The following is a 23966-nucleotide window of genomic DNA, read 5'->3' as shown; positions in this document are numbered from 1 at the left end:
ATTCGCCGCGCGCACCACAAAGCGCGACCTCAAGCGCCGTGTCCACGCGGCCGAGGGGACGATTCGCAGCAGCCTCTTCGCGGCCGGCCGCCGGCACGAGGTCCCGCCGAAGCTGATGATCACGGTGATCCGCAAGCTTAGCTACCTCGTGGACTTCCAGCGCGACCTGCGCGAAGGCGACGGATTCGAGGTGCTCTACGCAACGGACACGGGCCCCGATGGTAAGCGCGCGCGCGTTGGGCCGCTGCTCTACGCATCCGTGGAGCGCCGCGGCGAGCAGCTGGAGATGTACCGCTTCGACGCCGAGGGCACCGGCGTCACCTACTTCAACAGTGAGGGCAAGTCGGTGCGCCGGCTGCTCATGCGCACGCCGCTGAACGGTGCGCGGATTTCCTCCGGCTACGGGATGCGCGAGCACCCCATGCTGGGGTACAGCCGCATGCACGAGGGTGTGGACTTCGCCGCCTCGCGCGGCACGCCAATCTACGCCGCGGGTGACGGTGTGGTGCGCTACGCCGGGCGCAACGGCGGCTACGGCAACTACGTGAAGCTGGACCACCGCGATCCCTTCACCACGGCCTACGGGCACATGCAGCGCGTCGCCGACGGCGTTCGTCCCGGCGCGCATGTCAACCAGGGTGAGGTCATTGGCTACGTCGGCAACACCGGCCGCTCGACGGGCCCGCACCTGCACTACGAGATCCTCAAACACGGCGAGCCGGTGAACCCGCGCAGCCTCGACCTGCCGACCGGTTACGAACTGACGGGCCAGGAGCTGAAGGCTTTCAAGCAGCGTGTCGCCGAGATCGACCGCATGCGCGAGCGCCGCGGCGAGCCCACGCGCGTGGCCCAGGCGTCGTGCGGCGAGGCCGAAAGCAAGCCCGAGAACGCCTGCTGATCGCAGCGGACAGCAAATCCTGCGCCGAAAAAAGCCCCCGCCGGCACGCGCCGGCGGGGGCCGTTTCGTTGACGCGACGTGCGCCGCTTACGCGGCGTCGGCCTGAACGGTCTCGCCGTTGATGACGAGGCCGTAGTCCCCGGCGGTCACCGTGACGGTTTCGCCGTCGCTGATCCGGCCTTCCAGCAGCATCTGTGCCAGCGGGTTCTGCACCTCGTGCTGGATCACGCGCTTGAGCGGGCGCGCACCGTAGACCGGGTCGTAGCCCGCGTCCGCGAGCCAGCGCTTGGCGGCGTCGTCCAGCTCCAGGTTGATGTTTCGGTCCGCCAGCATCTGCCGCAGGCTGTCCACCTGGATCTCCACGATGTCCGCCATCTGCTCCCGGGTCAGGGAGTGGAAGACCAGGATCTCGTCCATCCGGTTCAGGAACTCGGGCCGGAAGTGGCCGCGCACCACCTCCATCACCTGGTCCTGCACCTGCTGCTTGGCCGTGCCCTGGGCCGACTGGGCGATGATGTCCGAGCCCAGGTTGGAGGTCATGACGATCACCGTGTTGCGGAAGTCCACCGTGCGCCCCTGACCGTCCGTCAGCCGGCCCTCGTCCAGCATCTGCAGCAGCGCGTTGAAGACGTCGTGGTGCGCCTTCTCGATCTCGTCGAACAGGATCACCTGGTACGGCCGGCGCCGCACCGCCTCGGTGAGCGCACCGCCTTCCTCGTAGCCGACGTAGCCCGGCGGGGCGCCGAACAGCCGCGAGACCGAGTGCTTCTCCATGTACTCGGACATGTCGAGGCGCAGGAGCGCGGTCTCGTCGTCGAAGAGGAAGCGCGCCAGCGCCTTGCACAACTCCGTCTTGCCGACACCGGTCGGTCCCAGGAACATGAAGGAGCCGATGGGCCGGTTCGGATCCTGCAAGCCGGCCCGCGCGCGGCGGACGGCGTGGGACACCGCCTTCACGGCCTCGTCCTGGCCGATCACGGCCCTGTGCAGCTCATCCTCCATGCGCAGGAGCTTCTCGCGCTCGCCTTCCAGCATCCGTTCAACGGGGATGCCCGTCCAGCGCGAGACGGCGGCGGCCACCTCGTCCTCGGTGACCTCCTCCTTGACCATCAGCTCCTGATCCTCGGCGCGCTCGCCGCTGGCTTCGGCGGCCTCGGCCTCCTTGATGCGCCGCTCCAGGTCGGGGATGACGGCGTACATCAGCTCGCCGGCGCGCTCGAGCTTGCCCTCGCGCCGGGCCTGCTCCAACTCGTTGCGCCGCTCTTCCAGTTCTTCCTTGAGCTTCTGGGCGCCTGCGAGCTTCTGCTTCTCGGCCTCCCAGCGCCGGGTGAGCTCGGCCGAGCGCTCCTCCAGCTCAGCGATCTCTTTGCGCAGCTTTTCCAGGCGCTCCTGAGAGGCCTTGTCGCTCTCCTTCTTGAGCGCAGCCTCCTCCATCTTGAGCTGGATGATCTTGCGGTCCAGCTCGTCGATCTCCTCGGGCTTGGAGTCCACCTCCATGCGCACGCGGCTGGCCGCCTCGTCGATCAGGTCGATGGCCTTGTCGGGCAGGAAGCGGTCGGTGACGTAGCGGTTGGAGAGCTGCGCCGCCGAGACCAGCGCGGAGTCCGAGATGCGCACGCCGTGGTGCAGCTCGTACTTCTCCTTCAGCCCGCGGAGGATGGCGATGGATTCCGCTACGTTGGGCTCGGTGACGTAGACCGGCTGGAAGCGCCGTGTGAGCGCGGCGTCCTTTTCGATGTGCTTGCGGTACTCGTTGAGCGTGGTGGCGCCGATGCAGTGCAGCTCGCCGCGCGCCAGCGCCGGCTTGAGCATGTTGGATGCATCCATCGAGCCTTCCGCGCTACCCGCGCCGACGAGGGTGTGCAGCTCGTCGATGAAGAGGATGACGTCGCCGGCCTGGTTGACCTCCTGAAGCACGCCCTTCAGGCGCTCCTCGAACTCGCCGCGGTACTTGGCGCCGGCGACGAGCTGCCCGAGGTCGAGCGCCAGCAGGCGCTTTTCGCGCAGGCTTTCCGGCACGTCGCCGTTGATCACGCGCTGGGCCAGGCCCTCGACGATGGCGGTCTTGCCGACGCCGGCCTCACCGATCAGCACGGGATTGTTCTTCGTGCGCCGCGAGAGGACCTGCATCGTCCGCCGAATCTCGTCGTCGCGGCCGATAACGGGATCCAGGCTGCCCTCGCGCGCCTTCTCGGTGTAGTCGATGGTGTACTTGTCGAGCGCCTCGTACTGGTCCTCGGCGTTGGCGGAATCCGCCGTGCGCCCCGCGCGCAGCTCGGAAATGGCGTGCTCCAGCGCCTGCGGCGAAACACCCGCGTCCTTCTGGATGGCCTTGCCGGCCGCCGTTTCCTGCGCCATGGCGATGGCGAGGACCAGCCGCTCGACCGTGACGTAGGTGTCGCCGGCCTTGTTGGCGAGCTTCTCCGCCTGCTCGAAGACGCGCGCCAGCTCGGGCGTCAGGTGAAGCTGCCCGGCGCCGCTGCCCTCGACCTTGGGAAGCTTGCCAAGCTCCTGCTCGACGCGGCTGCGCACCTGCTTGGGATCGCCGCCGGCGTTGCTGATGAGGTTGGCGGCGAGGCCCTGCTCGTCGTCGATGATCACCTTGAGCAGGTGCTCGGCCGTGAGTTTCTGGTGGTTGCTGCGAAGCGCGAGCCCCTGGGCGGACTGAATGAAGCCCCGCGCCCGCTCGGTGTATTTCTCGAAGTCCATTGTGTGCCCTCCTCGTTCGCACCCGCTTGACGTGGCGTGCGACGCGACGATGCCGAAACCTGCTTCCCGCCCCCGCTTCAGCGGCGAGCGGCCGGCCGCCGTCAACGGCCTGTGAACGGATATGGTGGTGCATGAATGCAACACAAGACGGGGATGCCTACGCCGTCGTGAAACACCGGCCATTGACAGCTGGGCACGGGCGACGCTCTAATTTTGCACTGCACAAAACCGCGCTGGGCGCGGTGGCCGGCATGAAGGTGCGATCGACAGGATGACGCCGCGTGTGACGCGAATCCGCCGCTACCCGGTGAAGGGGCTGAGTGGCGAGGACTTGGAGCGGGTCGAGCTCACGGCCGGCCAAACCCTCCCTGGTGACCGGCGCTTCGCCATCGCGCGCGGTTCCGCCGACCTGCCACCGGTTCAGCCCGGCTGGGCGCCGAAGAAGAATTTCGTCCAGCTCGCCCGCACGGCCCGGCTCGGCCAGCTGCAGACCGCGTTCGACGCGGACACCGGGCTGCTCACCATCTCACGCCGGGGCAAGCGGATCACGCAGGGCCGCATCACCACGGCGACGGGGCGCATGGTGATCGAGCAGTTCCTGGGCGCCTTCCTGGCCGGTGAGGTCTCTACTGCCCCGCGGCTCGTGGACGCGCAGGACACCCCGCTGACGGACAGCCAGGACGCCGTGGTCTCGCTGATCAATCTGGAAAGTGTGCGCGACCTGCGCCGCGTGCTCGGCCACGAGGTCGACCCGCGCCGCTTCCGCGCGAACGTCTACCTGGATGGCCTTCCGGCCTGGGCCGAGCGCGCATGGGTCGGCGAAGCGGTGACGATCGGCCCGCTGCGCTTGCAGGTGACCGAGGAAACGCAGCGCTGCGCGGCCACCACGGTGAACCCCGACACCGGCGAGCGCGACGAGCAGATCCCCAAGGCGCTCAAGCGCGGCTACGGGCACGTGAACATGGGCGTCTACGCCCGCGTGACCGTGGGCGGCCCCCTGACGGTCGGCGACCCCGTCTCTGTTCCCGAGACCGTTTCGGCGTAACGCCGCCAGCCGTGGCGACGGGGCGCACGCGGCGCCCCATTCCGAAATGAAAGCATCGTGCGTGAAATCGTGTTTGCCGGGAAAGCCGGAAACCTCACGCTACGTTCCTGTTTTTCCTGTGCGAGCGGTTACAGCGTCTCCGGCGCTCACCGGCCTGTCGGCCGCTTCAGCGCCTGCGGCGCGGGACACGTCAGTCCCACGCCCTTCGGCGTGGTAGCCGTGTGGCTGTCCACGCACGAGCAAGGGGAATCACGCCGGGACGGCCACGGCGGCGTGGGCGTGACACCCCGAACGAACTGATTCCCCTTTACGGCGATCTGCTCTAAGCAGGCGGCAAAATCAGGAAGACGGTGCGTCCGGCCGGTCCTCGTTGTCCCCGGCGCCGTTGGGCTGGCCCATCTCGGCCCCGTCACCGGCATCATCCGATGCGGCGCGCGCGCCGTCGGCTCCGTCGCCGTCACCCTGACCGTCGCGCTGGCGCGCGCTGCGGCCGTTGTTGGTCCGCCGGCGGTTGCGGCCGCCACCGCGGCGCCGCCCGTTCGAGGCGCCGTCGCTTCCGTCCGCGTCGTCCGACGCCGACTCGTCCGCGTCCCCCTCGTCGTCCTCGCCCGTGCGCTGCTCGCGCTCCTGTTGGTCGTACTGCTCCCGGCGCTGGGCGCGCGAGGGGCGCGGCTGACCGCCGCCGTCCTCGGCTTCCTCGCGCTCGCGCGGGCGGTCGGGCTGCGGATCGGTGCTGTCGTTCAGGATGCGGAAGTAATGCTCGGCGTGCTGATAATAGCTTTCGGCCGTGACGCGGTCGCCGGCCGCGCTGGCGTCGCGCGCGAGCGTCAGGTACTTCTCGTACACCTGCTGCGCGGTGCCGCGCACCCGGACGTCCGGGCCGTTGCTGTCGAAATTCTGCATCTTGAGCGGGACTTGCTTGCGACCGCCGCCACTCGAACGGCCACGCGTCCGCCGTCCACTCGTGCCTTGTCTCATGGTTTCCTTTGCATCTGCGGGAAGGTTGTTGTCGTGCGCTTGCGCAACGAGCCCAAAAACGGCTCCGACGGCGCACCGGCGTTCCGCTCCCTGGCGCGACCGGCTGCGGGCGGCGCGCGGGAACCCTTGCTCCGCTTGGCGCACCCTAGGGATGAAACCCCATGTCGCCAAACCCTTTTTCGCCGTGTGCCGTTCACACCAGAGTCGGCGTGGCGTTCACGCAACGCTCACACCCCTGCGCCGAGGGGAACGCAGCGTGCGATCCCCGCCAGGTCGGCCACGGGCGCCCCGGCCCTCAGCCCGGCGCGCTCGGCCAGCCCCCGAACCGAGTCCGCCTGGCCACGCCCCACCTCGACCGCCGCGACGCCGCCGGGTGCCAGCAGCCGCGCGATCGCGGGCAGCACCCGGCGGTAGGCCGTGAGGCCGTCGCCGCCGCCGACGAGCGCCGCGCGCGGATCGTGGCCCGCCACTTCGGGCGCGAGGCCGGCCAGCTCGTCCGCGCGCACGTAGGGCGGGTTGCTGACGATGACGTCGAAGCGGCCGGCAAGCGCGTCCGCCCAGTCCATCACGGCGAAGGCCGCGCCCCCGGCCAAGCCCAGGTCGCGCGCGTTCCCCGCCGCCGTGGCCGCCGCCTCGGCGCTGGCGTCCGTGCCCACGCCCCAGGCGTTCGGCAGCTCCGAGAGCAACGCCAGCAGCAGGCAGCCCGTGCCCGTGCCCAGGTCCAACACGCGGTGTCCGTCCGCGCGGTCCGGCAGCCGGTCCAGCGCCGCCTGCACCAGGGTTTCCGTTTCGGGCCGCGGGTCGAGCGTCGCCGGCCCGACCCTCAGCGGCAGGCTCCAGAATTCGCTGCGGCCCAGGATGCGGCTGACCGGCATGCGGCCTTCGCGCTGGGACAGCATCGCGGCGAAGCGCTCGCGCGCGCCGGCCGCGACCGGCTCGCGGTCCGCCCCGATGAGCGCCGAAACATCGACATCCAGCGCCGCCGCCAGCAGCAGCCGCGCGTCGCGTGCGGGCGTCTCGACCCCGGCGTCCCCGAGCCGGGCGCGCGCGTCCCGCAGCAGCTCGCCGACGGTCGCGCTCACGCCGCGCGCCTCACTGGAGCTCCGCCAGCTTGGCGGCCTGGTTCTCGGAAATCAGCGCGTCCACCAGCTCGTCCAGGCCGGCGCCGTCCAGCACGCCGGTGAGGTTGTGCGTGGTCATGTTGATGCGGTGGTCGGTCACGCGGCTCTGCGGGAAGTTGTAGGTGCGGATGCGCTCGGAGCGGTCGCCGCTGCCCACCTGGTTGCGCCGCGCTTCCTCGCGCTCGGCGTGTTGCTTCTGGCGCTCGATGTCGTGCAGGCGCGCGCGCAGCACCTGCATGGCCTGGGCGCGGTTCTTGTGCTGCGACTTGTTTTCCTGGCAGCTTACCACGACGCCCGTGGGCAGGTGGGTGATGCGCACGGCGCTGTCGGTGGTGTTGACGTGCTGCCCGCCCGCGCCCTGGGCGCGGAAGGTGTCGATGCGCAGGTCCTTGTCCTCGAGGTGAACGTCGACGTCCTGCACCTCCGGCAGCACCGCCACGGTGGCGGCGGAGGTGTGGATGCGCCCGCCCGATTCCGTGGCCGGCACGCGCTGCACGCGGTGAACGCCGGACTCGAACTTCAGCCGGGCGAAGACGCCCTGGCCCGAGACGCGGGCCGTCGCCTCCTTGGTTCCGCCCTGCTCGGACTCCTGCATGCTGATGATCTCGAACTGCCAGCCGCGGTGGGCGGCATAGCGTTGGTACATGCGCAGCAGGTCGGCGGCGAAAAGCGCGGCCTCGTCGCCGCCCGTGCCGGCGCGCACCTCCAGGATGGCGTTGCGCTCGTCGTCGGCGTCGCGCGGCAGGAGCTTGAGCTTGACCTCGTGCTCCAGGCTCTCGACGCGCTCGCGCAGCGTGGGGATCTCGGCCTCGGCGATCTCGCGCAGCTCGGGATCGGCCTCGGGGTCGTCGAGCATGGCGCGCGTGTCCGCCAGCTCGCGGCGCGCGTCGTTCAGCCGCTGGATCGCCTGCACCAGCGGCTCCAGATCGGACATCTCCTTGAGCTTGTCCGTGTAGTCCTTCGTCCCCGGTTCCGGGTGGCTGGCGACCAGCGCCTGCAATTCCTCGTGGCGCGCCACGACCCGGTCCAGGCTGTCCTGCAAGCTCACGGTGACACGTCTCCTCGGGCAAACGCGGGGCGTTGCGGCCACGCGGCGCCGCCCCGTGGTCCGTGCAGATAAGCCGTGCCGTCCGCCGTTTGAAGCCGACCAGCCGCTCAGCCGGGCTGGTAGCGCGCCAGGTAGCCGGGCAGCTGGTCGAGGGCGACCGTCTCCTGCTCGCCCGTGTCCAGGTTGCGCACCGTGGCGACGCTTTGGGCCAGCTCGTCCCCGCCCAGAATCACGGCGGCACAGGCGCCGGCATTGTTGGCGCGCTTCAGGCGCTTCTTCATGTTGCCGCTGTAGCCCATGTCGACGGTGAAGCCGCGCCCGCGCAGGTCCTGCGTGATGCGTAGCGCCGCCATCTCGGCGTCGCCGCCCGCCGGCACCACCGCGACGGGCCGCGTGGGCGTGGTGTCGCGGTCCATGAGCATGGACAGCCGCTCGATTCCGGCCGCCCAGCCGGTGCCCGGCGTGGCGGGGCCGCCCATCGTCTCGATCAGGTCGTCGTAGCGCCCGCCGGCCAGCACGGTGCCCTGCGCGCCCAGGGCGGTCGTCGTGAACTCGAAGCAGGTGTGGGAGTAGTAGTCCAGCCCGCGCACCAGCCGCGAATTCAGCCGGTAGCCGATGCCGAGCGCGTCCAGCCCCTCACACACCTGGCCGAAGAAGTCCTGGCTGTGCTGGTTCAGGTAGTCGCCGAAGGTGGGCGCGTCGGCGACGACGGCCTGATCGCCCTCGTCCTTGGAGTCCAGGATGCGCAGCGGGTTGCGGTCCAGGCGGTGGCGGCTGTCCGCGGACAGCTTGTCCTTGAAGCCCGCGAAGTACTCGACCAGCGCGGCGCGGTAGGCCTTGCGGCTTTCCAGGTCGCCCAGGGTGTTGAGTTCGAGCGTGATGGACTCGCTCAGCCCCAGCTCGGCCAGCACCTGCTGGCCCATGGCGATGATCTCGACGTCCGCCAGCGGACGGCTGGGGCCCAGCAGCTCCACCCCGACCTGGTGGAACTGGCGCAGGCGGCCCTTCTGCGGGCGCTCGTGGCGGAACATCGGGCCGGTGTAGAAGGCCTTCACCGGCAGGTTCTGCTGCATCCCGTTGGCGATGTAGGCGCGGGCGAAGCCGGCCGTGCCCTCGGGGCGCAGCGTGACGGTGTCGCCTTCCTCGCTGACCGGAAAGGTGTACATCTCCTTCATGACGACGTCGGAGTGCTCGCCGAGCGTGCGCTTGAACACCTCGGTGAACTCGAACACCGGCGTCGCCATCTGCTCGTAGCCGTATTGCGCCGCCACACGGCGGGCCGTCTCCGCGACGGCGCGGTGACGGCGCATCTCCGCCGGCAGGATGTCGCGGGTGCCGCGAACCGGCTGCAGGGTGCGCACGGCTGGCTCCGTTCGGTTAGGGCATGATGAGGTCGGATCGGCCAGACCGAAAGGCCAGCGCACGCCGGACACGACGGTCGCGCGCCGGTAAGCGCGCAAGGCGTGCAAACGATCCGGGCTCTAAATCATGCCCGCACATGAATGACATAGAGCACGATGAGGCTCATAAGATGATGCGTCGTCGTCTCATCGTGCCCTAGCGGGTGTGGGGTGGACCCACGCACGCGAAGGTGTGGCCACCCGAGCGCCGTGCTGGCTAGCGCACCTTGACGGCGGATGCAAGGCCGGGGCCGGGGCAACGCCCCGGCGGTCGCGCTTACTCGGCGGCGGAGGGGGCTTCCTCGGTCTGGGCCTGAAGCTCGGCCTCCGCCTTGCGCTTGGCCTCGATCTCCTCGGCCTTTTCCTCCACCTGGCGGACCAGGTGGTCGACGATGTCCTCGTCCTTGAGGCGGTGGGAGGGCATGCCGCCGACGTAGACCTGGTGCGTGCCGCGGCCGCCGCCGGTGAAGCCCACGTCCGTCATCAGGGCTTCGCCCGGCCCGTTCACCACGCAGCCGATCACGGACACCGTCATGGGCGTGGTGATGTGGGAGAGCCGCTCTTCCAGCACCTTCACGGTGTTGATGACGTCGAACTGCTCGCGCGCGCACGACGGGCAGGAGACGACGTTGACGCCACGGTGGCGCAGGCCCAGCGACTTGAGGATGTCGTAGCCGACCTTGATCTCTTCGACGGGATCGGCGGAGAGCGAGACGCGCAGCGTGTCGCCGATGCCGGCCCAGAGCAGATTGCCCAGGCCGATGGCGGACTTGATCGTGCCGGAGCGCTGGCCGCCCGCCTCGGTGATGCCGAGGTGGAAGGGATGGTCGCACTGCTCGGCGAGCTGCATGTAGGCCGCCGACGCCATGAAGACGTCCGAGGCCTTGCAGGAGATCTTGAAGTTGAAGAAGTCCTCTTCTTCGAGAACGCGCGCCTGATTCAGCGCGCTCTCCACCATGGCGTCCGGGCAGGGCTCGCCGTACTTCTCCAGCAGGTGACGCTCCAGCGAGCCCGCGTTGACGCCGATGCGCATCGAGCAGCCGTGATCCTTGGCCGCCTGCACGACCTCTTTCACGCGCGAGCGCGAGCCGATGTTGCCCGGGTTGATGCGCAGGCAGGCCGCACCGTTCTGCGCCGCCTCGATGCCGCGGCGGTAGTGGAAGTGAATGTCCGCCACGATGGGGATGTTCACCTGGCGCACGATGTCCTTCAGCGCCGCGGACGATTCCTGATCCGGGCAGGAGACGCGCACGATGTCGGCGCCGGCATCTTCCAGGCGGCGGATCTGCTCGACCGTGCCCGCGACGTCGGTGGTCGGGGTGTTGGTCATGGACTGGACGGTGATGGGCGCACCGCCGCCAACCTTCACGTCGCCCACGCTGATCTGGCGGGTCTGGCGCCGCTCGATGTCGCGCCACGGACGAACGCCGGTGGGATCGCTCATCGCTGTTCCGCCTTTCCGGTGATCGGTCACTGAGGACGGTTGTAAATCCTGCGCACCGGGGCGGACAAGCGTTGCTCGGTTACACGCCCGGACGGGCCCGTCCCAAGCGCGCGATCAGCCGCCGTTCAGCAGGTTCGCCGGGGTCAGCGCGATGTTGCGGCGGACCTCCCCGGCATCGCCCAGGGTGCGCACCGCGCGCCCCTCGGCCTCGACCGTCAGGCCGCCCGCGTTGCCGGTGTGCAGGCGCAGGCCGTCGCGCTCGGGCACGCGGTAGACGTCGCCCGGCTCCAGCACGCGCGAGACGAGGACGTCGCCGTTCGCCCCACGCACCTGGACCCAGGAGTCCGCCGTGGCGCGCAGCACCAGCGCTTCGTCGCCAGCCGCCGCGCCGAAGGCCCGGCCCGACGGCGCGCTCGCGGTCTGCGTGGCGCCCGCGCCGCCATCGTCGCTTTCCGCCCCCGGCACCGGCGGCGCGCCCTGGTCGCCGCCCTGGTCCTGCGCCGCGCTGTCCCCCGCCGGCTGGGTGTCACCCGCTTGGGGCTCCGCCGTCTGCGTGGCGTCGGCTTGGGTGTCGCCGGTCGCGGCGTCGGCGCTGCCGGTCGCCTCGGTCTGTGTGGCGCCGGTTTGCGTCGCGGTGTCCGGCGCGGTCGCCGCCTGCGTCCCGGCGGTGGCCGCGTCCGCCTGCTCACCGGCCGTGTCCGTGGCCGTGTTGGTGCTTTCGGCCGCCGTCGCCGAGGCGGTGTCCTCGCCCGCGTCGGGCAGCTCCACGGTCTGCTCCCCCACGGTCACGCTGTCGCCGGTGGTATCGACTGCCGTGTCCGCCTCGGCGCCGGCGCCGGTGTCGGCGCTCGATGCATCCGGGGCCGACGCCGTGTCAGCGCCGGTCCCCTCGCGCGACTCGCCCGCGTCGGCCACCCCGGTCGCGTCGCCCGTGTCGGAAGCTTGCGTGCCGGCATCCGACGCAGCGGTGGCGGACGTCGTCGCCGCGCCGTCGGTGGGCACGGCGGTCCCGCTGCCGGCCGTCTCGGTGCTTGCCACCTCCTCGCCGCCGGCCGAGCCGTCACCCGACTGGCTGCCGCCGCCGGTCTGGCTCGTTCCCGTCCCGGCCGTGCTCGCGGCCCCCTCCTCGCCGCCACCGACCAGCGCCTGCAGCCGGTCGGGCACGCGCGGGGCCATTTCCGACAGCGAGGTGCCGGGGCTGGTGAGCACGTACCAACCGCCGTAGGCGACGGCGAGCAACACCAGGGAAATCAGGATGACGGCCCCGCCGGGAACCTTGCCCTCGTTCACGGGCTCGGGGAAGTGCAGCTCCTGCGTGCGCTCCAGCCCGGCCACGTCCTCCTTGAAGCGGCGGACGACCTCTTCCTCGTCCAGCTCCAGGAAGGCGGCGTAGCTGCGCACGAAGCCCACGGCGTAGGTGGCGCCGGGCAACTCGTCGAAGGCGCCGCGCTCAATCGCGCTCAGGTAGGCGTGGCGGATGCGCAGCGCGGCGGCGATCTCGCCCAGATCCTGGCCGTGCATCTCGCGCGTCCGCCGCAGCAGGCGCGCGGCCGTCTCGCGGCGCTCGCCGTCCGCCCGGCCGTCCAGGCGCGGTTCCGCGCCCGGTGGGGTCGTGGAGGGATCGGAGGAGAGGTGCCGTTGCTCGTCCGCCATGCAGGATGCTCACCCGCCGTCAGAGGGGGAGGGACCGAGCGTGCGGGGCCGCGGCCTCCGGGCGCCGGCCGGGTTCGGGCGCGCCGCGCGTCAACGCGCCAAGGGGCAAATACAATTTGCCGAAAATATGGCCGGTCATTTACCCGCTCATCGCGCGACCCGTGTCAATGTCCCGTCGACACGGTTTTGCCACCGGTCGTCGGTCATCGCGTTGCGGGCGCTCGTGCACGCTCGACCTTGGCTCTTCAAATGGTTCCGCGGTTCCACAAGAGGTATGTACCAGAGGGCGACCCGTCGCCGCAATCGCCGCGCAGGGAGCGGTTCAAATCTCGATCCCGTGGTCGCTCGCATAGGTCTGGAGAAGCGGGCGCAGGCTGGCGTCGGCGGAATCCGATTTGTCGCGCAAAAGCGCGCTCAGCGGGCCGGTGTCGACGCTGCGCAACATGGCGCGCACGCCCGGCATCGCGCGCGGCGCCATGGACAGCCGGCGCACGCCGCAGCCGATCAGCGCCATGGCCTCCAGCGGGTTGCCGGCCATCTCGCCGCACACCGACAGCGGCACGCCCGCCGCCTCGGTTTCCGCGACCAGCTGGGACGTCAGCTTCATCACCGGCGGCGACAGCGGGTCGTAGCGCCGCGTCACCTGCGGGTTGCCGCGGTCGGCGGCGAAGACGAACTGCACGAGGTCGTTGCTGCCCAGCGCGATGAAGTCGACGCGCTCCAGCAGGCGCGGCAACTGCCAGCACAGCGCCGGCACCTCCAGCATCGCGCCCAGGCGGACCGCGCTCGGCCCCGGCTGGCCGCGCTCGCGCGCCAGCGCCCGTTCGCGGTCGATCAGCTCGCGTGCCCGGTCGACCTCCCAGACCTGGCTGACCATGGGCAGCATGATGTGCAGCTCGCGCCCGGCGCTGGCGCGGATCAGGGCGCGCACCTGCCGGCGCAGGACGTGCGGCCGGTCCAGGCCCAGGCGCAGCGCGCGCCGGCCCATGGCCGGGTTGTCCTCGTCCTCGGTGCGCCAGTAGGGGAGGATCTTGTCGCCGCCCACGTCGAGCGTGCGGAACACCACCGGCCGGTCGCCCGCGCGCGCGAGCACGTGGCCGTAGATGCGCGCCTGCTCGTCCACACCGGGGAAGCTGCGCCGCACCATGAAGGGCACCTCGGTGCGGTAGAGCCCGATGCCGTCGGCGCCCAGCGCGTCCAGGTGCGGCAGATCGGCGCGCAGCCCGGCGTTGATGTGCAGGCCGACGCGCTCGCCGTCCCGGGTCACCGGCTCCAGGTCGCGGCCGGTCGCGGCGGCGGCACCCGCGCGGCGGCGGCGCGTGTCGATGGTTTCGGCGAAGCTGGCGGCGGCGCTGCCCTCGGGGCGCAGGAGCACCTGCCCCGTTTCCCCGTCCACCAGCGCGGTGTCGCCCGTGCGCGCCTCGGTCATCACGCCCCGGCAGCGGCCGATCACGGGCACGTCCAGCGCGCGCGCCACCACGGCGACGTGGGCGGTGGGCGAGCCCTCCTCCAGCACCACCGCGCGCAGCTTGCTGCGGTCGTAGTCGAGGAACTCGGCGGGCCCGAGCGTGCGCGCGACGAGCACGGTGTCCTCGGGCATGGGCGCGCGCTGCGTGGCGCCGGTGAGGTGCTGGACCAGGCGGTTGGCGAGGTCGTCCAGGTCCGCCAGGCGCTCGCGCAGGTAGCGATCACGCGCCTTGGCCATCCGGGCCTGGGTGTCGCTCTGCACCTTCTGCACCGCCGCCTCGGCGGTCAGGCCCGTGCGCACGGCTTCCGCCATGCGCTCCAGCCAGCCGCGGTCCGAGGCGAACATGCGGTAGCTGGCGAGCACGTCGCGGTGCTCGCCCTCGGACTCGTCCAGGTCCGCGTCGTCGAGCAGCTTGTCGAGCGAGGACTGCATCTCCGCCACGGCGGCGCGCAGGCGCTCGCCCTCGGCGTCGGGGTCGTCGGCGACGGTGTCGTAGACCACGGGGCGGTGACGGTGGCGCAGCACCTGCCCCATCGCCAGCCCCTCGCACAGCACCATGCCGGGCAGGCGCACGGGCAGGCGCACGTTGCTGTCGGCGTGCTGGGATTCCGAGGCCGCGACCAGCTCGCCGCCCGCCACCAACTCGGCGAGCAGCGTGGCCACGGTTTCCAGGACCTCGACTTCCTCGTCGCCGTAGTGGCGCGCCTCGACGCTCTGGATGACGAGCACGCCGAGCAGGCCGCCGTCGCGCATGATGGGCACGCCCATGAGCGCGCGGTACGGCTCCTCGCCCGTCTCCGGGCGGTAGACGAAGGCCGGGTGGCTGGCGACCTCGGCGATGCGCAGGGGCTGGGCCTTGCGGGCGACATGGCCGACCACGCCCTCGCCCACGCGCAGGCGGGTGTGGTGGACGGCGTCCGCGCGCAGGCCGTGGGTGGCGAACAGCTCCAGGATCTCGCCCGCGCGCTTGACGTAGACCGAGCAGACCTCGGCCGCCATCTCCTCGGCGATGGCGCGGACGATGCGGTCGAGACGGTCCTGGGCCGCCCCGCCCTCCTTCATGATGTTGCGCAGAAGGCGCAGCAGGCGGCGCGAGGTGTCCCAGCCCGTGGCGTGCTCCTGCGCGCTCATCGGCTCCCCGGCGGTCAGCCGCTGTCGAGGCCGTAGGCCGCGTGCAGCGTGCGCAGCGCCAGCTCCAGGTACTCGTCCGGGATGAGGACGCTGATCTTGATCTCGGAGGTGGCGATCACGGAGATGTTGATGCCCCGCTCGGCCAGCGCGCGGAACATCGTCTGCGCCACGCCGGCGTGGCTGCGCATGCCCACACCGATGACCGAGACCTTCACCACGTTCTGGTCGGGGCGCAGCTCCTGGTAGCCGAAGCTTTCCTTCTTCTCCTCCAGAAGCTTGATGGCGCGGTCGTAATCGCTCTTCGACACCGTGAAGGTCACGTCCGTCGCGTCCCCCTCGGGGGAAACGTTCTGGACGATCATGTCCACGTTGATGTGCTCCTGGGCGAGCGGGCCGAAAATGCCCGCGGCGACGCCCGGCCGGTCGGCCACGCGGGTGAGCGTGATCTTCGCCTCGTCCCGGCTGTAGGCGATTCCGCTGACGATGTCCTGTTCCACGATGCTGTCCTCGTCGACGACCAGGGTGCCCGGCGTATCGGGGTCGAAGGTGGAGCGCACCTGCACGGGCACGCGGTGGCGCATCGCCATCTCGACGGCGCGCGTCTGCAACACCTTGGCCCCCTGCGAGGCCATCTCCAACATTTCCTCGTAGGTGATCCGGTCCAGCTTGCGCGCGCCGGCGACGATGCGCGGGTCGGTGGTGTAGACCCCGTCCACGTCGGTGTAGATGTCGCAGCGGTCCGCGTCGATCGCCGCCGCCAGCGCCACCGCCGAGGTGTCCGAGCCGCCGCGGCCGAGCGTGGTGATGCGCCCGCGGTCCGGGTCGAGCCCCTGATACCCGGCGAAGACGGCGACCTCGCCGGTGCGCAGGCGGGCCGCGATGGCCTCTCCGTCGATCCCGGCGATGCTGGCGCTGCCGTGGGCGTTGTCGGTGTGGATGGGCACCTGCCAGCCCAGCCAGGAGCGCGCGTCCACGCCCATCTCCTGCAGCGCGATCGCGGTCAGCCCGGCGGTGATCTGCTCCCCGGCGGAGACCACGGTGTCGTACTCGCGCAGGTCGAAGAGGCGCGAGATCTCGCGCACATAGCCTTCCAGCCGGTTGGTCACGCCGGCCATCGCGGACACCACGACGGCGACCTCGTTGCCGGCGTCGATCTCGCGCTTGGCCAGGCGGGCAACAGCTTGAATGCGGTCCACGTCCGCCACGGACGTGCCGCCGAACTTCATGACGATGCGGGCCATGCGGGCTCTCGTCGTGGGACAGGGCTCGCGTGTGGCGGGGACAGGCCGAGCGCGGCCGCGCTCGGCGCGCTTGCCCCGGCGCGCTGGACGTACACATACTCACCGGGCGCGCACGGTGCAAGGCAGCCGGCGCCGCGCCACCGAATCGACACACCGCCCGGACGGACACGCATGACGCGAACAGCCGCGGCCGACGCCATCACGGTGAACCCCGACGAGGTCGCCAAGTTCGCCCGCATGGCGAGCGATTGGTGGGACCCCGAGGGCGAGATGAAGCCGCTGCACGCCCTCAACCCCACGCGAATCGCCTACATCCGCGACCATTTGACCGACCACTTCGGCCTGCCCGGCGACGGCCCCGAACCGCTGAAGGGGCTGCGCCTGCTGGACGTGGGCTGCGGCGGCGGCCTGCTGGCGGAACCCCTGGCGCGCCTGGGCGCCCAGGTCACGGGCCTCGACGCCACCGTGGAAACGATCAAGGCGGCCAAGGCGCACGCGCAGACTCAGGGCCTCACCATCGACTACCGCTGCACCACCGCCGAGGCGTTCACCGATCAGAGCGAGCCCTTCGACGCCGTGCTGGCGCTGGAGGTGGTGGAGCACGTCGCCGACCGCGACGCCTTCCTGCGCGCCTGCGGCGGGCTGGTGCGGCCCGGCGGGTTGTTCGTGCTGTCCACGATCAACCGCACGCGTCGCTCCTTCCTGCTGGCGAAGGTGGCGGCGGAGTACATCCTGGGCTGGCTGCCGCGCGGCACCCACGACTGGCGCAGCTTCGTCCGCCCCTCGGAGGTCGCCGCCGGCCTGCGCCCGGCCGGGCTGCACGTCCGTGACCTGACGGGCGTGGTCTACACCCCGTTCACCGGCGGCTGGACACTCAGCCGCGACACGGCCGTGAACTACATGCTGGTCGCGGAAAAGCCGTGAGCGCGCGCGGCGCGCCCTCGCCGTGGGTGGTGCGCTTCGCCGAGCGTGTTCCCGCCGGGGGCACGGTGCTCGACCTCGCCTGCGGGCGCGGGCGGCACGCGGCGTTCTTTCTGGCGCGCGGCCATCCGGTCACGGCCGTGGACCGCGACACCTCGGGGCTGGCCGACCTCGCCGAGCAGCCGGGGCTGGAGATCGTGGAAGCCGACCTGGAGGCCGGCGGGCCGTTCCCGCTGGCGGGGCGCACCTTCGCGGGCGTGGTGGTGACCAACTACCTGCACCGCCCGCTGCTGCCGGCCCTGGTGGCCACCCTCGCGCCCGGGGGCGTATTGATTTACGAAACCTTCACGCGCCGCCACGCCGAGATCGGCCGCCCGCGCAATCCCGCGTTTCTGCTGGAACCGAACGAACTCCGCGATGCGGTGGGCGGTGAGTTGACGGTGCTGGCGTTCGAGGACGACGTGGAAGAGGTCACGACCACGGGCCGCCGCGTCGTCCAGCACATCTGCGCCCGGCGGCCGGGGTGAGGCTTACGCTCTCACGTCCGGGCCCGTGAAGTCGCGGTCCTGGGTGAGCGCCGGGATGCGCCGGCGGGCCTCCGCCACGGCGTCGAGGTCCAGCTCGGCCGTGAGCACGTCGGGATCGGTGTCGCCTTCCGCCACAATCTCGCCCCAGGGCGCGACGATCAGCGAATGACCGTAGGTGCGCCGGCCCCCCGCGTGCTCGCCGCACTGGGCCGGGGCCAGGACGTAGGCGCCGGTCTCGATCGCCCGTGCCCGCAGCAGGGTGTGCCAGTGCGCCCGCCCGGTGAGCTCGGTGAACGCCGCCGGGACGGTGATGACGCTCGCCCCCGCCTTGCCGAGCGCGCGGTAGAGCTGCGGGAAGCGCACGTCGTAGCAGATGGTGAGGCCGAGGCGCGCCCAGTGCGTGTCGGCAACGACCGCGCGCGCGCCGGGCCGGAAGGTCGCCGACTCGCGGTAGGTCTGGCCGTCCGGCACGTCCACGTCGAACATGTGGATCTTGTCGTAGCGCGCCGCGATCCGGCCGTCCGGCGCGAAAAGGTACGAGCGGTTGGCGAGGCGGTCCTCGCCGTCCACCGCCACGGCCGTCGAGCCGAGCAGCAGCCAGATGTCCAGATCCCGCGCCAGCTCGGCGAAGCTCGTCAGCGCCGGATGGTCCGCCTCGCCCGGCACAACCGAGCGCAAGCGCGCGTGGTCCGGCTCCAGGATGGGCGTGTTCTCCGGCGTGAGCACGACAGACGCGCCCATGGACGCGGCGGCGCGCACCTGCTCGGCCGCCGCCGCCAGGTTGGGGCCGAGGTCCGGCCCCGAGGTGAGCTGAACCAGCCCGGCGGTCGGGCGGCTCACGCCGCGGCTCCCAGCAACGGGTCGAGCTCGCCGCGCCGCTCCAGGTCGTAGAGCTCGTCGCAGCCGCCGATGTGGCGGCCGTCGATGAAGATCTGCGGCACGGTGTGGGCGCCGCCCGCCTGCTCCATCATCTCGCGCTTGCGGGCGCGGTCCATCGTCACGTCGATCTCGTCGAAGTCCACGCCCTTCTGCTTCAGCAGCTTCTTGGCGCGGTGGCAGAAGCCGCACATCGCGCTGGCGTACATCGTCACCTGGGCCATCGATCCTCCTTCCCCATGTCCGTGGTGGCCGTCATCCGTTCCCGCATCTGGGGCGACGGGCGCGCGCGTGCCACCCATCACACCGGTCGCGGCTGCGGCACGCGCGCAAGTGTGACCACGTCCACGCCCTCGGCGCCGGCGCGCTCCAGCACACGCGCGCAGGCTTCCACGGTCGCCCCCGTGGTGAAGACGTCGTCCACCAGCAGCACGCGCTGCCCGCGCAGATGCTGCACCCGCTTGGGATGCGCCGCAAACGCCCCGGCCACGTTGCGCCGCCGCGCCGCCGGAGACAAATCGCCCTGGCTGGCGGTGTCGCGCGCCCGCACGAGCCCGTCGGGCACGGCCGGCACGCCCAGGCAGCGGCTCAATTCGCGCGCCAGCAGGGCCGATTGGTTGTAGCGCCGCCGCAGCAGCCGCCGGCGGTGCAGGGGCACGGGCACGACCGCGCCGGGCCGCGGCAGGTCGGCGCTCACCCGCGCCATCCAGGCGGCGAAGGCGCGCGCGGCGTCGGTGCGGTCGGCGTGCTTGAAGGCGGTGACGAGCCCCCGACTGCCGGAGTCGTAGGCGAGCGCGGCGCGGGCGTGGGCGAAGCGCGGCGGGCGGGCGATGCAGGCGCCGCACAGCGGCTCCCCGGCGGGCGCGACCTCGAAGGGGAAGCCGCAGCGCGCGCACATGGGATCGGTGAGGAAGGTCAGCTCGCGCCAGCACGGCCCGCAGAGCGTCCCCGATTCCTGCACAATGGCGCCGCAGGCCAGGCAGCGCGGCGGCAGGACCACGTCCACCGCCATCCCGGCCAGGGTGCGCAGCGTGGGCAGCGGCGCGACGCTCATTGCCCATCCCATCAGGCAAAACCCGCACGCAGGCCGGTGTTGGCCTGGCGCGCCCGCCGCCCCATTCTCCGGCCATGTCCGACGAACGCATCCTGGTCTTCGACCGCGCGGCCGTCCGGCGCCGGCGCGAGCGCGCCGCGGCGGACTTCGACCCACACGACTTCCTTGTGGCGGAGGTCGCCGACCGCCTCGCCGACCGGCTGGACGATGTGAAGCGCAGCTTTCCGCTCGCCCTCGACCTGGGCTGTCATGCCGGCACCTTCGCCTCGCTGGTGGGCCCGCGCGGCGGCATCGAAACGCTGATCCAGGCGGATCTGGCGCCGGCCATGGCGCGCCGGGCGGCGGGCGTGGACTCCACGATCGGCCAGCGGCCCGCGCTGGCGGCGGACGAGGAGTTCCTGCCGTTTGCCGAGCGCAGCTTCGACCTCGCCGTCAGCGGCATGGCGCTGCACTGGACCAACGACCTCCCCGGCGCCCTGCTGCAGATCAACCACGCCCTCAAGCCCGACGGCCTCTTCCTGGGCGCGCTGCCGGGCGGCGAGACGCTGCACGAACTGCGCCACGCCATGCTGCTGGCGGAAAGCGAGCTGGAAGGCGGCGCGGGGCCGCGCGTCTCCCCCTTCGCCGAGCTTCAGGACGCCACGGCGCTCTTGCAGCGCGCCGGCTTCGCCCTGCCCGTCAGCGACGTCGACACGATCACCGTGACCTATCCCAACGCGCTGCGACTGATGGCGGACCTGCGCGGCATGGGGCAGAGCAACGCCGTGCGCGAGCGCCGCCGCGCCTGGACCCGCCGGCACACGCTCCTGCGCGCGGCCGAGCTGTACCAGGAGATCTACGGCACGGCCGACGGCAAGGTGCCCGCCACCTTCCAAATCCTCTTCCTCACGGGCTGGCGGCCGGACGCCAGTCAGCCGCTGCCGTTGCGCCCCGGCGACGCGCAGGCCCGGCTGGCGGCGGCGCTGGGCACGGAGGAAATCTCGACGGGCGTGAAGGCGGGGCCGCCGGGGAGCGGCGGACGCGGCGGGCACGGCTGAGATCATCGGCGGCTCAGCGCACGCCGGCGTTGGCGCCGTGGCCCGCCGCCGCGTGACCAGCTTCCGTTGCCGCTTCCCGGAAATAGTGCAGGACGAACACGCGGATGCCGGCGGCGAGCGAGCGCTCCGCGCGCTGGCGCTCGACGTGGGTGCACACCTGATTGAGGTTCATGCCCTCGCGCTGGCAGATCTCGTCCAGCGCATCCCAGACCGCACGCTCCAGCCGCAAGCTGGTCCGCCGGCCGTCCAGCAACACGTTGCGGCTTTTCAGGGTGCTCATCCCGGCACCGTGCTCCGTCCGCCCCGATCCCGTCGGCGCGTGCGAGATGGCGCGCGCAAAGCACGCCGGTCCACCGCGCTGAACGGTGTGGCGCCGGCCGGAAACGCGCCTGCATACCATCGCATGCGCCGTTAACCGGCATCATGGACAACCGGAGGTGGCAGCGCAAGCCATTCGTTCTGGGGATACGCGCAGATGGTGCGCCGACACCGTGTGACGCACGCGCGGATCAAAGAAAGTCGCGGAGCAGGGCCACCAGCGGTTCGTCGGCGGGCGGCATGGGGTAATCGCGCAGGCGCGCCGGCCACACCCACTTGAGCACCTGGCCTTCCAGCGGCTGCACGGTGCCCGCCCAGACGCGGCAGACGTACAACGGCATGAGGAGGTGGAAGTCGTCGTAGGCGTGCGAGGCGAACACCAGCGGCGCGAGGCAGCTGGTGCGCGTGTCGATGCCGAGTTCTTCCCGCGCCTCGCGGATCGCGGCGGACTCGGGCGTCTCGCCCCCGTGCACCTTGCCGCCTGGGAACTCCCACAGCCCCGCCATCGCCTTGCCCGGCGGGCGCTGGGCGATGAGCACGCGCCCGTCGGCGTCGACGAGCGCGAGCGCCGCCACGAGGACGAGCGGCGTGCCGCCGGCCGGCGGGGGTGTGTCGGCCTGCCAGCAGCCGCCCTGTCTATCACCAGTCCCGCCCTGGGTATCACCGGTCATGCGGGTCAGCTTCGGTAATCGGCGTTGATGGCGATGTAGCGGTCGGTCAGGTCGCAGGTCCACACCGTTGCGCTGCCGGCCCCGACGCCGACGTCCACCGCCAGATCGATCTCGCGGCCCGCCATGTGCGCCGCGAGCGGGGCCTCGTCCAGGTCCGGCACGCCCTCGCCGTCGCGCGCCGTCTGGTGGCCGCCGATCCAGATCGCCAAGCGATCACGGTCGGCCCACTCGCCCGCCTTGCCCACAGCCATGACGATGCGGCCCCAGTTGGGGTCGCCGCCGGCCACGGCCGTCTTCACCAGCGGTGAGTTGGCGATCGCAAGGCCGATGCGCCGCGCCGCGGCGTCGCTCTCCGCGCCCGAGACGCGGACGGTGACGAACTTCTCCGCGCCCTCGCCGTCGCGCACGACCTGCTGGGCGAGATCGCGCATCACCTCGCCGAGCGCGCGCCGGAAATCGGCCAAGCGCGGATCGCTCGGATCGACCGCGGCCGGCGTGTCCGCCTTGCCCGTGGCGGCGAGCAGGACGCTGTCCGAGGTCGAGCAGTCGCTGTCGACCGTGATGCAGTTGAAGCTGGTGGCGTTGGCCTCACGCAGCAGGCTGTCCAGCGTGCTTGCGGGCAGGTTGGCGTCGGTCGCCAGGAAGGCCAGCATCGTGCCCATGTCGGGCGCGATCATGCCCGAACCCTTGGCGATTCCGGCGAGCGTGACGCGGGTGCCGTCGATCTCCGCCGTCGCCCAGCTCCCCTTTGCGAAGGTGTCGGTGGTGCGAATCGCATCGGCGGCAGCTTCCCAGCCGGCCGGGGTCAGCCCGTCGACAAGGTGGTGCAGCCCATCGGTGATGCGGTCCACCGGAAGCTGCTGGCCGATCACCCCCGTGGAGGCGACCAGGACGGCCTCCGGCGTGCAGCCGAGGCGCTCGGCCAGCGCCCGGGCCTCCCGGCGCACGGCGTCGTCGCCGCGCCGGCCCGTGAAGGCGTTGGCGTTGCCCGAGTTGACCAGGACGGCGCGGCCCGATCCCCCGGTCGCGGCGAGGGCACTGCGGCACCAGTTGACCGGCGCACCGGCGGTGAGCGAGCGCGTGAACACGCCCGCCACTGCGCTGGCGTCGGCCAGCTCGATCAGTGCCACGTCACGCCGGTCCTGCCTGTCGACGCCGCAGGCGCCGGCCGCGACGCGCACGCCCGGCACCGCCGGCATCTCGGGAAAGGACACGGGCGCCAGCGGCGACCGGGGGAGCGGGCCGACCATAGCTCAGTTCCCCGAGCCGCTGGAGCCGGCGCCACCCTGGCCGTTGCCGCCCTGGCCGCCGGAGAGCAACTTCACGCCGCGGTCCGGATACGTTTCCACGTCGGACTGCTCGCGCACCTGCTGAATGGCCTTCTTCACGCCCTGCTGCCGCAGCTTCTTGGAGAGTTCGTCCTTCATCTCCTCGAAGCTCTTGGGCTCCTTCGTGCGCTCGTCCACGACCTTGATGACGTGCCAGCCGTACTGCGTCTTCACCGGGCTCTCGGTGTACTCGTCGACGCCCAGGCCGAATGCGGCCTTGGAGAAGGACTCCACCATGTCGCCCTTGCCGAAGAAGCCGAGGTTGCCGCCCTTCTTGGCGGACGGGCCGGTGGAGTGCTGCTTCGCCAGCTCAACGAAGTTGGCGCCCTCGTCCAGCTTCTTGATGAGCTTGTTCGCCAGCTTCTTGCTGTCCACGAGGATGTGGCGCGCCTTCACCTGCGTCTCGGCCTTGTTGTTCTTCTTGTACTCCTCGTACTCGGCGCGCAGGCGCTCCTCGGTGACGTAGTCCTCGGCCTGCTTCTTCAGGTAGACGTCGGCGAGGATCTGCTGACGCGTGCGCTGCAGGCGGTCCTGAACCTCGGGCTTGTCCAGGAAGCCCTCGGCCTCCGCCTTGTCGGAGACGACGCGCATGTCCACCAGGCGGTCGAGCAATTGCGGAAAGAGCTGCTGGATGCGGTTCTGGTAGCGCTTGGGCAGGCGCTCCGTCGCCTTCATGACCTCCTGGAAACGGATCTCGTTGCCGTCGATGGTCGCGACGACCGGGTTCTCCTTGGCGCTCGCCGTCCCGCTGTCACCGCCCTCGGCGGCCTGCGCCGCCGTGGCCGGCAGTGCCACGAGCGCAGCGAAGCACACGCCCGTCAGCCGGGTGCGAAGCGATCGTGCCGTCATCCCATGAACCTCTTGTCTTTGCTGTGATGTCGTTTGCGCGGGCCGGATGGCCCGCGCGAGCCGGCGCGCATTTGTGCATACGCGGTCGCGCCCGGACAAGCGCCGGCCGACCGGATCGCCCGGCCAGCCGGATACGAGCCGGGCGTGCGTAACGCGATCTTTCACCTGCACGCGCGGCTGGTGGCGGCCGCCGCCGGCGTCCATACCCGACTCGCCCCGCCGCCGCACGCGCCCGCGTTGACGGGAACG

Annotated in this window: 21 protein-coding genes (1 of these 21 running past the window's edge); 5 read left to right on the top strand and 16 right to left on the bottom strand. The window is 71.3% G+C overall.

Translation table 11 applies throughout. The features are described from left to right. Window positions 1-898, top strand: the 3' portion of a protein-coding gene (locus BLQ43_RS06190; RefSeq protein ID WP_090019271.1) for a M23 family metallopeptidase. 212 nt of this gene lie to the left of the window's left edge; 898 of the gene's 1110 nt are visible here — the last part of the coding sequence; its start codon lies beyond the left edge, outside the window; the stop codon is at window positions 896-898. Between the two features lie 87 nt (window positions 899-985). Here BLQ43_RS06190 and clpB read toward each other — a convergent pair whose 3' ends face one another. Next, the gene (gene clpB, locus BLQ43_RS06185) at window positions 986-3607 is read right to left on the bottom strand and encodes an ATP-dependent chaperone ClpB (RefSeq protein ID WP_090019270.1); all 2622 of its coding nucleotides are present in this window, start codon (window positions 3605-3607) and stop codon (window positions 986-988) included. Window positions 3608-3878: 271 nt separating this feature from the next. Here clpB and BLQ43_RS06180 point away from each other — a divergent pair, with 271 nt between their 5' ends. Continuing rightward, window positions 3879-4652, top strand: a complete 774-nt coding sequence (locus BLQ43_RS06180) for an MOSC domain-containing protein (RefSeq protein WP_090019269.1) — start codon at window positions 3879-3881, stop codon at window positions 4650-4652. A 339-nt stretch (window positions 4653-4991) separates the two neighbouring features. Here the strand turns inward: BLQ43_RS06180 and BLQ43_RS06175 are convergent, their stop codons facing one another. The 8 genes from BLQ43_RS06175 to BLQ43_RS06140 form a co-directional block, all read right to left on the bottom strand. Beyond that, on the bottom strand, window positions 4992-5630 hold the full coding sequence (locus BLQ43_RS06175) for a DUF4167 domain-containing protein (protein WP_090019268.1): 639 nt from the start codon (window positions 5628-5630) through the stop codon (window positions 4992-4994). Window positions 5631-5857: 227 nt separating this feature from the next. Further along, on the bottom strand, window positions 5858-6712 hold the full coding sequence (gene prmC, locus BLQ43_RS06170) for a peptide chain release factor N(5)-glutamine methyltransferase (protein ID WP_090019267.1): 855 nt from the start codon (window positions 6710-6712) through the stop codon (window positions 5858-5860). Window positions 6713-6722: 10 nt separating this feature from the next. Further along, window positions 6723-7799, bottom strand: coding sequence for a peptide chain release factor 1 (prfA, locus tag BLQ43_RS06165; RefSeq protein WP_090019266.1), 1077 nt, complete (start codon window positions 7797-7799; stop codon window positions 6723-6725). 107 nt (window positions 7800-7906) lie between these two features. Further along, window positions 7907-9160, bottom strand: a complete 1254-nt coding sequence (hisS, locus tag BLQ43_RS06160; RefSeq protein ID WP_090019265.1) for a histidine--tRNA ligase — start codon at window positions 9158-9160, stop codon at window positions 7907-7909. A 316-nt stretch (window positions 9161-9476) separates the two neighbouring features. Continuing rightward, window positions 9477-10643: a flavodoxin-dependent (E)-4-hydroxy-3-methylbut-2-enyl-diphosphate synthase gene (ispG, locus tag BLQ43_RS06155; protein WP_090019264.1), complete on the bottom strand. Its 1167-nt coding sequence runs from the start codon at window positions 10641-10643 to the stop codon at window positions 9477-9479. 114 nt (window positions 10644-10757) lie between these two features. After that, window positions 10758-12296, bottom strand: a complete 1539-nt coding sequence (locus BLQ43_RS06150; protein ID WP_090019263.1) for a RodZ domain-containing protein — start codon at window positions 12294-12296, stop codon at window positions 10758-10760. A 322-nt stretch (window positions 12297-12618) separates the two neighbouring features. Continuing rightward, window positions 12619-14895 (bottom strand): phosphoenolpyruvate--protein phosphotransferase, encoded by a 2277-nt coding sequence (ptsP, locus tag BLQ43_RS06145; RefSeq protein WP_090019262.1) that lies wholly within the window; start codon window positions 14893-14895, stop codon window positions 12619-12621. Window positions 14896-14909: 14 nt separating this feature from the next. Further along, complete coding sequence (locus tag BLQ43_RS06140) at window positions 14910-16136, bottom strand: aspartate kinase (RefSeq protein ID WP_090019261.1); 1227 nt, start codon at window positions 16134-16136, stop codon at window positions 14910-14912. A 171-nt stretch (window positions 16137-16307) separates the two neighbouring features. Here BLQ43_RS06140 and ubiG point away from each other — a divergent pair, with 171 nt between their 5' ends. Then, window positions 16308-17060: a bifunctional 2-polyprenyl-6-hydroxyphenol methylase/3-demethylubiquinol 3-O-methyltransferase UbiG gene (gene ubiG / locus BLQ43_RS06135; RefSeq protein ID WP_090019260.1), complete on the top strand. Its 753-nt coding sequence runs from the start codon at window positions 16308-16310 to the stop codon at window positions 17058-17060. Then, window positions 17057-17584 carry a class I SAM-dependent methyltransferase gene (locus BLQ43_RS06130; RefSeq protein ID WP_090019259.1) on the top strand — a complete coding sequence of 176 codons (528 nt, stop codon included), beginning with the start codon at window positions 17057-17059 and terminating at the stop codon, window positions 17582-17584. The genes ubiG and BLQ43_RS06130 overlap by 4 nt, the downstream gene beginning before the upstream one ends. A gap of 3 nt (window positions 17585-17587) precedes the next feature. On the opposite strand, the gene BLQ43_RS06125 is transcribed toward BLQ43_RS06130, so the two are convergent. The 3 genes from BLQ43_RS06125 to BLQ43_RS06115 form a co-directional block, all read right to left on the bottom strand. Continuing rightward, on the bottom strand, window positions 17588-18424 hold the full coding sequence (locus BLQ43_RS06125) for a carbon-nitrogen hydrolase family protein (protein ID WP_090019258.1): 837 nt from the start codon (window positions 18422-18424) through the stop codon (window positions 17588-17590). Then, window positions 18421-18684: a glutaredoxin 3 gene (gene grxC / locus BLQ43_RS06120; protein ID WP_090019257.1), complete on the bottom strand. Its 264-nt coding sequence runs from the start codon at window positions 18682-18684 to the stop codon at window positions 18421-18423. Before grxC ends, BLQ43_RS06125 begins: the two co-directional genes overlap by 4 nt. A 77-nt stretch (window positions 18685-18761) precedes the next feature. Next, window positions 18762-19514 (bottom strand): ComF family protein, encoded by a 753-nt coding sequence (locus BLQ43_RS06115; RefSeq protein WP_090019256.1) that lies wholly within the window; start codon window positions 19512-19514, stop codon window positions 18762-18764. Window positions 19515-19588: 74 nt separating this feature from the next. Here BLQ43_RS06115 and BLQ43_RS06110 point away from each other — a divergent pair, with 74 nt between their 5' ends. Continuing rightward, the gene (locus tag BLQ43_RS06110) at window positions 19589-20551 is read left to right on the top strand and encodes a methyltransferase domain-containing protein (protein WP_090019255.1); all 963 of its coding nucleotides are present in this window, start codon (window positions 19589-19591) and stop codon (window positions 20549-20551) included. A 13-nt stretch (window positions 20552-20564) separates the two neighbouring features. Here the strand turns inward: BLQ43_RS06110 and BLQ43_RS06105 are convergent, their stop codons facing one another. The 4 genes from BLQ43_RS06105 to BLQ43_RS06090 all read right to left on the bottom strand — a co-directional run bounded on the left by BLQ43_RS06105 (window position 20565) and on the right by BLQ43_RS06090 (window position 23717). Beyond that, the gene (locus BLQ43_RS06105) at window positions 20565-20831 is read right to left on the bottom strand and encodes a ribbon-helix-helix domain-containing protein (RefSeq protein ID WP_090019254.1); all 267 of its coding nucleotides are present in this window, start codon (window positions 20829-20831) and stop codon (window positions 20565-20567) included. A 229-nt stretch (window positions 20832-21060) separates the two neighbouring features. Continuing rightward, window positions 21061-21540: a (deoxy)nucleoside triphosphate pyrophosphohydrolase gene (locus tag BLQ43_RS06100; RefSeq protein ID WP_090019253.1), complete on the bottom strand. Its 480-nt coding sequence runs from the start codon at window positions 21538-21540 to the stop codon at window positions 21061-21063. A gap of 5 nt (window positions 21541-21545) precedes the next feature. Continuing rightward, window positions 21546-22790, bottom strand: a complete 1245-nt coding sequence (argJ, locus tag BLQ43_RS06095; protein WP_090019252.1) for a bifunctional glutamate N-acetyltransferase/amino-acid acetyltransferase ArgJ — start codon at window positions 22788-22790, stop codon at window positions 21546-21548. A 3-nt stretch (window positions 22791-22793) separates the two neighbouring features. Then, the gene (locus tag BLQ43_RS06090) at window positions 22794-23717 is read right to left on the bottom strand and encodes a peptidylprolyl isomerase (RefSeq protein ID WP_176758547.1); all 924 of its coding nucleotides are present in this window, start codon (window positions 23715-23717) and stop codon (window positions 22794-22796) included. Between the last annotated feature and the right edge of the window lie 249 nt (window positions 23718-23966).

Origin of the sequence: Limimonas halophila, from assembly GCF_900100655.1 — a bacterium.
Taxonomy (GTDB): domain Bacteria; phylum Pseudomonadota; class Alphaproteobacteria; order Kiloniellales; family Rhodovibrionaceae; genus Limimonas; species Limimonas halophila.
Note: the sequence above shows the minus strand (reverse complement) of the source record. Positions and strands in the feature narration are given on the sequence as shown.

Coding starts and splice junctions, on each gene's coding strand:
- ubiG (WP_090019260.1), top strand. CDS start 16,308: ATGACGCGAACAGCCGCGGCCGACGCCATCACGGTGAACCCCGACGAG.
- grxC (WP_090019257.1), bottom strand. CDS start 18,684: ATGGCCCAGGTGACGATGTACGCCAGCGCGATGTGCGGCTTCTGCCAC.
- ispG (WP_090019264.1), bottom strand. CDS start 10,643: ATGAGCGATCCCACCGGCGTTCGTCCGTGGCGCGACATCGAGCGGCGC.
- BLQ43_RS06090 (WP_176758547.1), bottom strand. CDS start 23,717: ATGACGGCACGATCGCTTCGCACCCGGCTGACGGGCGTGTGCTTCGCT.
- BLQ43_RS06115 (WP_090019256.1), bottom strand. CDS start 19,514: ATGAGCGTCGCGCCGCTGCCCACGCTGCGCACCCTGGCCGGGATGGCG.
- BLQ43_RS06100 (WP_090019253.1), bottom strand. CDS start 21,540: ATGACCGGTGATACCCAGGGCGGGACTGGTGATAGACAGGGCGGCTGC.
- BLQ43_RS06180 (WP_090019269.1), top strand. CDS start 3,879: ATGACGCCGCGTGTGACGCGAATCCGCCGCTACCCGGTGAAGGGGCTG.
- ptsP (WP_090019262.1), bottom strand. CDS start 14,895: ATGAGCGCGCAGGAGCACGCCACGGGCTGGGACACCTCGCGCCGCCTG.
- argJ (WP_090019252.1), bottom strand. CDS start 22,790: ATGGTCGGCCCGCTCCCCCGGTCGCCGCTGGCGCCCGTGTCCTTTCCC.
- BLQ43_RS06110 (WP_090019255.1), top strand. CDS start 19,589: ATGTCCGACGAACGCATCCTGGTCTTCGACCGCGCGGCCGTCCGGCGC.
- BLQ43_RS06105 (WP_090019254.1), bottom strand. CDS start 20,831: ATGAGCACCCTGAAAAGCCGCAACGTGTTGCTGGACGGCCGGCGGACC.
- clpB (WP_090019270.1), bottom strand. CDS start 3,607: ATGGACTTCGAGAAATACACCGAGCGGGCGCGGGGCTTCATTCAGTCC.
- BLQ43_RS06175 (WP_090019268.1), bottom strand. CDS start 5,630: ATGAGACAAGGCACGAGTGGACGGCGGACGCGTGGCCGTTCGAGTGGC.
- BLQ43_RS06150 (WP_090019263.1), bottom strand. CDS start 12,296: ATGGCGGACGAGCAACGGCACCTCTCCTCCGATCCCTCCACGACCCCA.
- BLQ43_RS06140 (WP_090019261.1), bottom strand. CDS start 16,136: ATGGCCCGCATCGTCATGAAGTTCGGCGGCACGTCCGTGGCGGACGTG.